At 51.1% G+C, this 9,129-nt stretch carries 19 protein-coding genes; all 19 read left to right on the top strand.

What is annotated here, in order from left to right; translation table 11 throughout:
- On the top strand, nucleotides 1–722 hold a 722-nt coding region (locus D6783_03690; protein ID RME52806.1), incomplete at its 5' end, for a hypothetical protein.
- A complete protein-coding gene (gene rpmC / locus D6783_03695; GenBank protein ID RME52807.1) occupies nucleotides 719–907 on the top strand; it encodes a 50S ribosomal protein L29 in 189 nt (62 codons plus the stop codon). The genes D6783_03690 and rpmC, both read left to right, overlap by 4 nt.
- Nucleotides 904–1,239 (top strand): stress response translation initiation inhibitor YciH, encoded by a 336-nt coding sequence (gene yciH, locus D6783_03700; GenBank protein RME52808.1) that lies wholly within the window; start codon nucleotides 904–906, stop codon nucleotides 1,237–1,239. Before rpmC ends, yciH begins: the two co-directional genes overlap by 4 nt.
- Nucleotides 1,240–1,248: 9 nt before the next feature.
- Nucleotides 1,249–1,500, top strand: coding sequence for a ribonuclease P protein subunit (locus D6783_03705; GenBank protein RME52809.1), 252 nt, complete (start codon nucleotides 1,249–1,251; stop codon nucleotides 1,498–1,500).
- Nucleotides 1,497–1,820: a 30S ribosomal protein S17 gene (locus tag D6783_03710; protein RME52810.1), complete on the top strand. Its 324-nt coding sequence runs from the start codon at nucleotides 1,497–1,499 to the stop codon at nucleotides 1,818–1,820. Before D6783_03705 ends, D6783_03710 begins: the two co-directional genes overlap by 4 nt.
- On the top strand, nucleotides 1,817–2,218 hold the full coding sequence (locus tag D6783_03715; GenBank protein ID RME52811.1) for a 50S ribosomal protein L14: 402 nt from the start codon (nucleotides 1,817–1,819) through the stop codon (nucleotides 2,216–2,218). Before D6783_03710 ends, D6783_03715 begins: the two co-directional genes overlap by 4 nt.
- Before the next feature lie 4 nt (nucleotides 2,219–2,222).
- Nucleotides 2,223–2,633, top strand: a complete 411-nt coding sequence (locus D6783_03720; protein RME52812.1) for a 50S ribosomal protein L24 — start codon at nucleotides 2,223–2,225, stop codon at nucleotides 2,631–2,633.
- Complete coding sequence (locus tag D6783_03725; GenBank protein ID RME52813.1) at nucleotides 2,630–3,334, top strand: 30S ribosomal protein S4e; 705 nt, start codon at nucleotides 2,630–2,632, stop codon at nucleotides 3,332–3,334. The genes D6783_03720 and D6783_03725 overlap by 4 nt, the downstream gene beginning before the upstream one ends.
- Entirely contained in the window at nucleotides 3,331–3,858 is a 528-nt protein-coding gene (locus D6783_03730) for a 50S ribosomal protein L5 (GenBank protein RME52814.1), read from the top strand. Before D6783_03725 ends, D6783_03730 begins: the two co-directional genes overlap by 4 nt.
- 20 nt (nucleotides 3,859–3,878) lie before the next feature.
- Nucleotides 3,879–4,085 carry a 30S ribosomal protein S14 gene (locus tag D6783_03735; protein RME52824.1) on the top strand — a complete coding sequence of 69 codons (207 nt, stop codon included), beginning with the start codon at nucleotides 3,879–3,881 and terminating at the stop codon, nucleotides 4,083–4,085.
- A gap of 17 nt (nucleotides 4,086–4,102) precedes the next feature.
- Complete coding sequence (locus D6783_03740; protein RME52815.1) at nucleotides 4,103–4,495, top strand: 30S ribosomal protein S8; 393 nt, start codon at nucleotides 4,103–4,105, stop codon at nucleotides 4,493–4,495.
- A gap of 56 nt (nucleotides 4,496–4,551) precedes the next feature.
- Nucleotides 4,552–5,172: a 50S ribosomal protein L6 gene (locus D6783_03745; GenBank protein ID RME52816.1), complete on the top strand. Its 621-nt coding sequence runs from the start codon at nucleotides 4,552–4,554 to the stop codon at nucleotides 5,170–5,172.
- Nucleotides 5,172–5,768 carry a 50S ribosomal protein L32e gene (locus tag D6783_03750; GenBank protein ID RME52817.1) on the top strand — a complete coding sequence of 199 codons (597 nt, stop codon included), beginning with the start codon at nucleotides 5,172–5,174 and terminating at the stop codon, nucleotides 5,766–5,768. Before D6783_03745 ends, D6783_03750 begins: the two co-directional genes overlap by 1 nt.
- Nucleotides 5,769–5,772: 4 nt before the next feature.
- Entirely contained in the window at nucleotides 5,773–6,312 is a 540-nt protein-coding gene (locus D6783_03755) for a 50S ribosomal protein L19e (protein ID RME52818.1), read from the top strand.
- A 94-nt stretch (nucleotides 6,313–6,406) separates the two neighbouring features.
- The gene (locus D6783_03760; GenBank protein ID RME52819.1) at nucleotides 6,407–6,952 is read left to right on the top strand and encodes a 50S ribosomal protein L18; all 546 of its coding nucleotides are present in this window, start codon (nucleotides 6,407–6,409) and stop codon (nucleotides 6,950–6,952) included.
- Between the two features lie 45 nt (nucleotides 6,953–6,997).
- Nucleotides 6,998–7,846 (top strand): 30S ribosomal protein S5, encoded by an 849-nt coding sequence (gene rpsE / locus D6783_03765; GenBank protein ID RME52820.1) that lies wholly within the window; start codon nucleotides 6,998–7,000, stop codon nucleotides 7,844–7,846.
- Entirely contained in the window at nucleotides 7,843–8,277 is a 435-nt protein-coding gene (gene rpl30p, locus D6783_03770; protein RME52821.1) for a 50S ribosomal protein L30, read from the top strand. Before rpsE ends, rpl30p begins: the two co-directional genes overlap by 4 nt.
- The gene (gene rpl15p / locus D6783_03775; GenBank protein ID RME52822.1) at nucleotides 8,278–8,778 is read left to right on the top strand and encodes a 50S ribosomal protein L15; all 501 of its coding nucleotides are present in this window, start codon (nucleotides 8,278–8,280) and stop codon (nucleotides 8,776–8,778) included.
- 69 nt (nucleotides 8,779–8,847) lie between these two features.
- A partial coding sequence (locus tag D6783_03780) for a preprotein translocase subunit SecY (protein ID RME52823.1) occupies nucleotides 8,848–9,129 on the top strand: 282 nt, incomplete at its 3' end.

Here is a 9,129-nt window from a genome sequence, read left to right on the forward strand (position 1 = left end):
AGATACCAGGGGCGAGGGCCAAGACGTGGCGCTTCTTCACCGGGCACTTAAAAAAGTGTGGCGAAGTCGCGAGGCAAGGCGTGCGCCACGCGTATAAATATGCACGTCTCAAGAGCGGGGTTGTTGGAGTGAAGGTGAGCATCATGCCCCCTTCAACGTCACTCCCGGACGAGATTCGAGTAAGTGAACCGAAGGAGGAACATCACGTCGAGGAAGTGAAGGATCCTGCAGTAGTAAAGGAAATGGAAGATGTCGTGGCGGGAGTCGCGTCAACGAAGGAAGAAGCAGATGTTATTGCAAGAGCGCACGATGAAGAGTCTGGAAGAGGCGAGGTAGAGCGCGGTTCACCAACGACGAAGGATGAAGGAGGACAAGAAGAGAAAACAGAGAGTCATGGGCGCGGCAAAAAAACAGTGAAGAAGAAAGCCACAAAGACTAAATCAACAAAGACGAAGAAGCCCGCCAAAACAGAAGGTACAGCAAGCAAGACCGCGGCAAAGGCGGAGTCCGAAGAGGCAGAGGCTCGTGAGGATGACGCGAAGCAAGGTGCAGCAGCAAAAAAGAAAGCGTCTGCCACGACGAAAAAAGCAGTGAAAAAAGGCGCGTCAAGCACTGAAAAGGCTGTGAAGAAGAAAGCCACAAAGGCCAAAACAAAGAAGGCCGTCAAGAAAGAGAAGCCAAGCGCTGAAAAAAGCGCAAGTGCAGAAAAGAAGGAACAATGAAATTTAAAGAATTACAGGGGCTCTCAGAAGGAGCATTGCAAAAGCGGCTTGCGGAGTTGAAAACAGAGTTGATGAAGCTTCGCGTTCAAGTCGCGACAGGCACGGCCCAGAAAGAGAGTGGCAAGATTCGTGAGATTAAAAAAACCATTGCGAGGATACGAACACTGCAAAACAAACAAAAATGAGTGAATTCGATCGCATAACCGGCTTGCCCAAAGAGCTTGTCTCGTTTGAAGACATTGCCAAGGAAAGCCAGACGGTGACCGTGAGCACAGTAAAGAAGAAGTTCGGGAAGATTCACACGGTCGTCGAGGGCATCAACCAACACGAGGTTGATGTGAAGGACATAACAAAGCGCCTCAAGAACAAGTTTGCTTGCGGCGGGACGGTGAAGGACGGCGTCATCGAGTTGCAAGGCGACCACACAAAAACTATTAAAGACGTCCTCGTCTCGCTCGGCTTCAGTCCCGAAACGATTGAAGTCAAGGAAGGGAACAAGAAGAAGGGAAGGAGGTGAGTGCCGCTCATGAGGCGGGACCTCTTGCGCGGAGAACTCATCGGGCGCGCTTTGGAAGTCGTCCAGAGTCCGAACAAGGCCGAGGTAGGCCTGAAGGGGCGAGTCGTGGATGAAACGTTCCACACGTTCGTCATCGAGGAAGGTTCGCACCAAAAGAGGGTTGCGAAAGCGCGGCGCGTGTTTCGCATTGACGGCGAAGTCGTTCGCGGAGACGCGATTCATTACCGGCCACAAGACCGGGTGAAGCGAGCAAGAAAATGACAAAAAAAGAAAAGAGCAACGAGAAGAAAGAGAAGGTGAAGGCGCCTGCGAGCGTCACCGTAGCCGGAAGGCCGGTCCGCTTGAGAGGGCGGACGTTTGTCGGTGTTGTCGTGAGCGACAAGATGACAAAAACAGTAACGGTGGAGTGGGAGCGCAGGCTGTATGTGCCAAAGTATGAACGTTATTTCATTCGCAAGTCTCGGGTGAAGGCGCACAATCCAGAAGAGGTTGGCGCAAAACTCGGTGACAAAGTTCGTATTCAAGAGTCGCGGCCACTGAGCAAGACGAAGAAGTTTGTCGTGACGGAGATTATAGCATGAAAGCAGTAAAGGCGAAAGTCGCAGGAGGCTTGCAGGTAGGGAGTGTTGTGCAGACCTGTGACAATTCAGGAGCCAAGGTTTTGAAGATTTTCGCGGTTATGAAGAAGAAGTCCCGAAAGGGAAGGCTCGCGTCGGCTGGCGTAGGGGACATGGTTCATGCGAGTGTCAAGTCAGGAAGGCCTGACATGAGAAAGCAAGTGGTGTATGCCATTATTGTTCGTCAGAAGAAGGAGTTTCGCAGGCCCGACGGGACTCGTGTCAAGTTTGAGGACAACGCCGCGGTCGTGCTCAAGGATGACAAGGGAAACCCGAAAGGCACAATATTCAAAGGACCCATAGCAAAGGAGGCGTGCATGCGTTGGCCTGGCATTGCCAAGGTCGCAAGCATTATCGTGTAGGAAAATGAAAAACGTTTTTAGCAAGTTTTGGAGGAGCAGCAGGCAACCAAGGAAGCAGCGAAAATTCGCGGCTAACGCCCCGCTGCACCTGCGCAGCGCGCTCTTGAACTGCCACCTCTCAAAAGAGCTGAGAAAGAAGTACGGCGTACGTGCGTTGCGCGTAAGAGCAGGTGACAAAGTCCGCATCCTTCGCGGCTCGCGCAAGGGCGTCGAAGCGAAAGTTGAGCGCGTGGATGTAAAGAACCTGCGCGTCTTCCTTACCAAAGTCGAGCGGCAAAAAAAGGAAGGCGGCGTCGTTCCTATCCCGTTTCACCCATCGAACTTACTCATCACTTCATTGGATGTATCGGACAAAAAACGCTCGGCGAAGCTTGCAAAGATCGCTGAGAAGAAGAAGTCGGAGGAAGGGCGATGACGAAGAATCATTTAAAGAGGTTGGCGGCCCCGAAGTCTTGGCCGCTGAGGAGGAAAGAGGCGGTTTTTGTTACGAGGCCTGCTCCGACAGGGCATTCGCGGGAGTTGAGCATGCCTCTCCTCCTTGCGATGCGTGACGTGCTTGGCTTGGTGACGAATAAGAGAGAAGCCAGGGTGCTAATGAGTAAGAAGACTGTGCTGGTTGATGGTAAGCGGAGATTTCGTGATGATGCAGGAATAGGATTCATGGATGTGCTCGCGTTGCCGGAAGCAAAGCAGTTTTTCAGAGTGTTCCTTGACAAGAAGGGGCGATTGATGCTGTATAGTATTCCTGAGAAAGAATCCTCGCTAAAGCTGTCCAAGGTTATTGGTAAGACGTCGCTTCCTGGTGGGAAGATGCAGTTGAACCTGATTGATGGAAGGAACATAGTGGTTAACGACGCCGGCGAGTTCAAGGTCGGCGACGGCGTCTTGCTGGATGTTAAGAAGAAAAAAATTGTCACTCGCCTTCCTCTCGAGAAGGGAGCGCTGGTCATTCTCACTGCCGGGGCTCACAAAGGATCGTTGGCGAAGGTAACGAACATCGAGGGAAGAATCATTCATCTTGAGAAGGATGGCAAGTCTTTCACGACGAGGAGGAGGTATGCGTTTGTCCTGGGCAAGAGCAGCGCATCCATAACTATTCCTCAGGAGGCAGCATGAGCGATAATGAGAATGTGATGCGGAAGGTGAAGGTGGAAAAGCTCACGTTGAATTTCGGCGCGGGCAAAGACCAGGTGCTCTTGAAAAAAGGAGAGCGGCTCATTAAGCAAATCACCAACATCGACCCGGTCAGGACTGTCACGCAAAAGCGCATCCCTGGATGGGGTCTTCGTCCCGGGCTTCCGATAGGGTGCAAACTCACGCTGAGAGGGAAGGCCGCCGAGGACGTCTTAAACAGGCTTTTGCAAGCGAAGGGGATGCGGCTTGCACCTTCTTGTTTTGACAATGAAGGAAGCGTCTCTTTTGGTATTCATGAGTACATTGATATTCCCGGAACAAAGTACGATCCCGAAATCGGCATTATTGGCATTCAAGCAAGCGTCACGCTTGCAAGGCCTGGTTTTCGTGTGAAGCAGAGGAAGATTCGTCCAAGGAGGATTCACAAGACGCATCGTATTTCAAGAGAAGACGCCGTGGCGTTCATGAAAGAGGCGTTCGGTGTAGTAGTAGGTGAAGAAGAATGACGGCAAGCAACTGGCAAAAAATGCTCAAACAGCTTTCAGGGAAGCCTGGCAAGCTGGTGAAGTTTAAGAAGCACAACGCTCCGAAGGAGCGAAAGACAGGAAGGAATGTGAAAGAGTGCAGGCGGTGTGGGCGAAAAGGCGGCCATATCCAAAAGTACGGGTTGCAACTGTGCAGGCAGTGTTTTCGCCAGCACGCAGAAGATATTGGCTTTAAACAGTATAGTTGAGAGGTTGGAGGAAGAAGATGAGTTTGAATGATCCTTTGGCAAATGTCTTGTCGCATATGAAAAATTATGAACAAACGAAAAAAAAGGAAGTCGTGACGAGGTTCAACTCCAAGCTTATTCGCGGCGTCCTTGAAATACTTCAAAAAGAAGGGTATGTTGGAAGTGTGGAAACGGTAGAAGACGCGCGCGGCGGCGTGTTGAAGATTAACTTGCTGGGAAGGATTAATGATGTCAATGTTATTAAGCCAAACTTTCAGATTGGCAAGAGCGAGTTTGAAAAGTATGAGAAGCGGTTCTTGCCAGCGAAAGGGTTTGGCATTCTCGTGGTGAGTACGAGCAAAGGATTGATGACGCACGAGGAAGCAAAGAAACAAGGCGTTGGAGGTAAGCTGTTGGCGTATTGCTATTAAGGAAAAGCGCGTTTACTCAAAAGTCCGAAATACGTAGAAAAAAGGTTGTGTTGATTATGTCAAGTCAAGAAAGGAAACAGGAGGCGCCGCTGGGTGCTGCGGAAGGCAGTCAGAACGTGCAGGCACGAAGCAAGATTCAAATAAAGGGTGTTGTGGAGGTTCCTGAAGGGGTTACTGTTTCGCTTGAAAGAGGCGTGTTCACCGTGCAGGGGCCGAAAGGATCGTTGCAGCGAAAGCTGCACGCCCCGAGCGTTGTGGCAACGGTTAAGGAAGGCAAGGTCGAGTTTAATGCGAAGCGAAAACCGACGTTGCGGGAGAAGAAGCTAATTAACACGTTCAAAGCCCACTTGCGCAACATGTTCAAAGGCGTGGTCGAAGGGCATAGTTATGAGCTTAAAGTTTGTTCGGGTCACTTTCCCATGACGGTTTCCCTCAAGGGCGATGTTCTTGAGGTGAAGAATTTTATTGGTGAGAGCGTTCCCCGGACGTTGCGTATCGGTGCTGATGTGAAGGTGTCTGTTAATGGTGCGCAAATCCTTGTGGAAGGAATTGATAAAGAAAAGGTGGGGAGGGTTGCCGCCGCGATTGAGCAGCTGTGCAGGAGGCCTGGGTTTGATCAGCGAGTGTTTCAAGACGGCATTTACATTGTGAAAAAAGACGGTAAGGACGTGGCATGATGGTGAAGAAAGAAGCATTAGAGGAGCGTCGGGCGCGAAAGGCGAAAAAGCCTGTCTTTAGGAGGCAGGACGCGCATAAGAAGGCAAAGCTTTCCAGCGCTTGGCGAAAGCCGAGGGGTTTGCAGAGCAAGGTCCGCCTCAAGAAGAAAGGGTATGTGCGATCGCCTGAGAGTGGTTGGCGCTCACCCGTTGCAGTGAGAGGCTTGTCGAGAGAAGGGCTGTTGCCTGTTCTTGTAAGCACAGAGAAGATGTTGCTTGCTCTTGATCCAAAAACAGAGGGGGCAGTAGTCGCGGCGAGTGTTGGCGATAGGAAGCGCAAGAAACTGCTCTCCCTTGCTGAGGAAAAAGGAATTCGTGTGTTGAACAAGCCCTTGGCACTGATGAAGAAGGCGGTTGAAGAGCGAGAAGCATTGCGTAAGGAAGTTGCCAAGGCGCGCGCGGCAAGGACTGAGAAGAAAGCGCTTGAAAAGAAGTTGCGCGAAGAAGAAAAGAAGAAGGCCGCTGCTGAGCAGAAAAAAGATGAAGAACTCTCCGAGGAGGAGAAGAAGAAACGAGAAAAGGAAGAGAAGGACAAAGTTTTGACGAAGAGGTCGTAGAGGTATGAAATTATCAATTCAACGAAGGTTGGCGAGTATTGTGTTGAAGTGTTCGCCGAAACGAATTCGCTTCAATCCTGCCAGGTTGGAGGATGTGAAGGAGGCTATTACGAAAACAGACATGCGTCTCTTGAGTGGTCAGGGTGGTGTGCGAAAAGTTTCTGTTAAGGGCGTTTCTCGTGGTAGAGCACGAAAGATTGCCGAGCAAAAGCGTAAGGGGCTTCGTAGGGGTCCCGGCTCTAAGAAAGGAACGCCGAATGCGAGGTTGCCTCGCAAGGAAAGATGGGTTGTGAAAGTGAGGTCGCAAAGGGCGTTCATCAAAGAGCTCAAAGAGAAAGGTGTTATTGACACGAGGGCGTACCGTGTCCTCTACAGGAAGGTGAAGGGGAATTTTTTCAGGTCAAAGCGCCACATTAAGCTTTTCATGAATGAGAATGACTTGGCCAAGAAGCCAGAATCTGCTAAAGGGGCTTCTTCTTCAGCGAAGAAGGGCTCGCCCAAGAAGGTCTTGTCAAAAGCGCCTGCGAAGGGGGTGAAGAAGTGATGGGTTCTTCACCGGTCAGGGTTTGTGCAAACATGAGGAGTAGAAAGGCAAGTGGGAACGTGTCAAGGTTAACTGAGAACAAGGTTTGATGAAGATGGCAAAAAGCATTGCGCGGACGGTTCCGCAAAGAAGAAAGAGGGAGGGTCGAACGAATTATCGTAAGCGGCTCGCCCTCCTCAAGTCGCGAAAGCCGCGGCTTGTCGTGCGAAAGAGCAATAAACACGTTGTGGTCCAGCTCGTTCAATACGCTCCTGATGGAGATGTTGTCATAGAAGCGTTGAATTCAAAACTGCTTGAAAAGAAAGGGTGGAAGCATAGCACGAAGAGTATTCCTGCGTGCTACTTAACCGGCTTGGCGTTCGGGAGTAAGGCGCTTGCGAAGGGAGTGAAGGAGGCGGTGCTTGATTTGGGACTTCACCCCCCTGTGAAGGGTTCTCGCATATATGCGGTCCTGAAAGGAGTTGTTGATGCCGGCCTGAACGTGCCCTGTCAAGAAAATGTGTTTCCTGCAAAGGACCGCCTCGCAGGGAAGCACATCAGTGAAACAGTCGCTGCTGATTGGGAGAAGATGCGGGCGGAGTTGGCTGCTCAAAAAAAGAAGACGGCCAAGGAGACGGCCGAGGGCGGCGAAGATTCATAGTGTGAAGAAAGATCGTGAAGAAGACCAAAGAAGGATGTGACAGTCATGAAGGAAGAAAAAAAAGAAGGAAGTGAAGAGGCTGGGAAGATTGAGCCAAGAGTGGTCGCTGATGGAAAGCACCAGGAGGGTTCGAAACCCCAGGTCGAGCAAGTAGTGCCTGAAGAAGAGGCGGAGCAGGACGAGTGGAAGCCGAGGACGCGCCTTGGTTTGCAGGTGAAGAACCGAGAAATAACAAACATTGATCAAATTCTTGACGCAGGCATTCCGATAATGGAGCCTGAAATTACTGAGCGCTTGCTTGACTTGGATGTTGAGCTCTTGCTCATCGGGCAGAGCAGGGGGAAGTTTGGAGGCGGCCAGCGTCGAATCTTTAAGCAAACCCAGAAGAAGACGAAAGAAGGGAATAAGCCCAAGTTCACTACGCTTGCAGTTGTTGGTGATCGCAATGGTCATATCGGCTTTGGCATGGGGAAGTCCAAAGAAACAGTGCCAGCTCGCGAGAAAGCAATTAGGAAGGCGAAGATGAACGTGTTCAAAATCAGGAGAGGTGCTGGCTCTTGGGAAGACGCGAGCGAGGATCCCCACAGCATCCCGTTTAAGGTGTCTGGGAAGTGCGGGTCTGTCGAGGTCGTGTTCATGCCCGCGCCGAAAGGAAAGGGGTTGGTTGCCCACAGCGAGCTCCAAAAAGTGCTTGAGCTTGCAGGTGTGAAAAACGTTTGGTCGAAGACGAAGGGGATGACTCGGCACCGTGTTAATCTTATCAAGGCGGCTGAACGAGCGCTGAGAAAGCTTTGTGCTGTTCGAGTCCAGCCGAAACATTATGACCGGTTGTCCATGCAGGATGGCAGTGTTCAGGGTGTTTCGGAAAAGAGCGTTGAAGGTGGTGAAGCATGAGTGACGCGCCTAAAGGTAAGGCGGATGAGAAAAGTCAAGCCGGCGCTGGGAGAGGGAAGGCGCCCTTGGTCGCGGTTGTTTTGGTGCGTGGCTTGATAGGGGTTGATGTCGATATCAAAAAGGCGCTTTCCTTGTTGAGGTTGCGTAAGAAGTTCGCATGCTCTGTTCTTCCTCTTTCGCCGTCGGTGAAGGGCTTGTTGCAGAAGGTGAAGGATTACGTCACCTTTGGCGAGATTAGTCCGGAACTCCTTGCCGAATTGGAGAAGAAGCGCAGAAAAGTTTCGCCTAGCAAGGCAAAGATGGCGACGTTCACACTCCACCCTCCAAGAGGCGGGTTTGAGAAAAAGGGCTGTAAGGCGCCGTTTTCAGCAGGAGGCGTGTTGGGAAATAGAAAGGGGAAGATGGGTGACTTGCTCAAGAGGATGATGTAAATGATGAGAAAGCGAAAAAAAGTGGTCAAGTATCGCGGGAGCAAGACGCACGGCGGCGGGAGCATGAAGAAGCGCAGGGGCGCTGGCAATCGCGGCGGGCGAGGGCTTGGAGGCAGTGGTAAGAGGGGCGACGCCAAAAAACCCAGTCTTTGGAAGGTCAGGCCTAAGCAAGGGAAGAGAGGGTTTACGAGTAAGAGGCCGAGGCGCAAGGGGATTAATGTTGGTTCGCTCTCACGTCTCGTTCAGCGCAGAGACGTTTCGGGAGCGTTGCAAAAGGAAGGTGGAAGAATTGTTGTAGACCTCTCGAAGTTGGGCTTTGAAAAGCTCCTCGGAGGTGGCGAGTGCACAGTGAAACTTCTCGTGCGAGCAAAGGAGTGTTCGAAACGCGCAAAGGAGAAAGTGGATCATGCAGGCGGCATTGTTGAAGTATTCACGGCACCTTCCCAAAAGCCCGTTGCAGAAGAGGGACGTGCAGGGAGTGTGAAGGGAGAGCAAAGCTGATTTTTTTTAAGTATCAAGGGATTGTTTTTAAATAAAGGAAATAGTTGTTGAGAGGGGTTTGGTAAAAGCATGTCATGGCTCGACACGATAGCGCAATACTTGCCTGAAGTGGCAGCGCCGAAGCAGAAGCGGCTTTCGTTTAAGGAGAAGCTGAAGTGGACGCTTATTTTTCTTGTGTTCTTTTTCGTATTAGGCCTCATTCCTTTGTACGGGTTGGGGCAAAACGCGCTAGAGCAGTTCAATTTCCTCTCTATCATTCTCGGCGCGAGTTTTGGCTCGATTATTAGTTTGGGCATCGGTCCCATCGTGACGGCAAGTATTGTTTTGCAACTCTTGAACGGTTCTGGCTTG

The sequence above is a fragment of the Candidatus Woesearchaeota archaeon genome (assembly GCA_003694805.1).
GTDB lineage: Archaea > Nanobdellota > Nanobdellia > Woesearchaeales > J110 > J110.

Excerpts from the sequence above, each read along its gene's own strand:
- D6783_03755 (RME52818.1), top strand. The coding sequence starts at position 5,773 with ATGAAATTATCAATTCAACGAAGGTTGGCGAGTATTGTGTTGAAGTGT.
- yciH (RME52808.1), top strand. The coding sequence starts at position 904 with ATGAGTGAATTCGATCGCATAACCGGCTTGCCCAAAGAGCTTGTCTCG.
- rpl15p (RME52822.1), top strand. The coding sequence starts at position 8,278 with ATGATGAGAAAGCGAAAAAAAGTGGTCAAGTATCGCGGGAGCAAGACG.
- D6783_03710 (RME52810.1), top strand. The coding sequence starts at position 1,497 with ATGACAAAAAAAGAAAAGAGCAACGAGAAGAAAGAGAAGGTGAAGGCG.
- D6783_03715 (RME52811.1), top strand. The coding sequence starts at position 1,817 with ATGAAAGCAGTAAAGGCGAAAGTCGCAGGAGGCTTGCAGGTAGGGAGT.
- D6783_03730 (RME52814.1), top strand. The coding sequence starts at position 3,331 with ATGAGCGATAATGAGAATGTGATGCGGAAGGTGAAGGTGGAAAAGCTC.
- D6783_03720 (RME52812.1), top strand. The coding sequence starts at position 2,223 with ATGAAAAACGTTTTTAGCAAGTTTTGGAGGAGCAGCAGGCAACCAAGG.
- D6783_03760 (RME52819.1), top strand. The coding sequence starts at position 6,407 with ATGGCAAAAAGCATTGCGCGGACGGTTCCGCAAAGAAGAAAGAGGGAG.
- D6783_03735 (RME52824.1), top strand. The coding sequence starts at position 3,879 with ATGCTCAAACAGCTTTCAGGGAAGCCTGGCAAGCTGGTGAAGTTTAAG.
- D6783_03745 (RME52816.1), top strand. The coding sequence starts at position 4,552 with ATGTCAAGTCAAGAAAGGAAACAGGAGGCGCCGCTGGGTGCTGCGGAA.
- D6783_03725 (RME52813.1), top strand. The coding sequence starts at position 2,630 with ATGACGAAGAATCATTTAAAGAGGTTGGCGGCCCCGAAGTCTTGGCCG.
- D6783_03705 (RME52809.1), top strand. The coding sequence starts at position 1,249 with ATGAGGCGGGACCTCTTGCGCGGAGAACTCATCGGGCGCGCTTTGGAA.
- rpmC (RME52807.1), top strand. The coding sequence starts at position 719 with ATGAAATTTAAAGAATTACAGGGGCTCTCAGAAGGAGCATTGCAAAAG.
- D6783_03740 (RME52815.1), top strand. The coding sequence starts at position 4,103 with ATGAGTTTGAATGATCCTTTGGCAAATGTCTTGTCGCATATGAAAAAT.
- rpsE (RME52820.1), top strand. The coding sequence starts at position 6,998 with ATGAAGGAAGAAAAAAAAGAAGGAAGTGAAGAGGCTGGGAAGATTGAG.
- rpl30p (RME52821.1), top strand. The coding sequence starts at position 7,843 with ATGAGTGACGCGCCTAAAGGTAAGGCGGATGAGAAAAGTCAAGCCGGC.
- D6783_03750 (RME52817.1), top strand. The coding sequence starts at position 5,172 with ATGGTGAAGAAAGAAGCATTAGAGGAGCGTCGGGCGCGAAAGGCGAAA.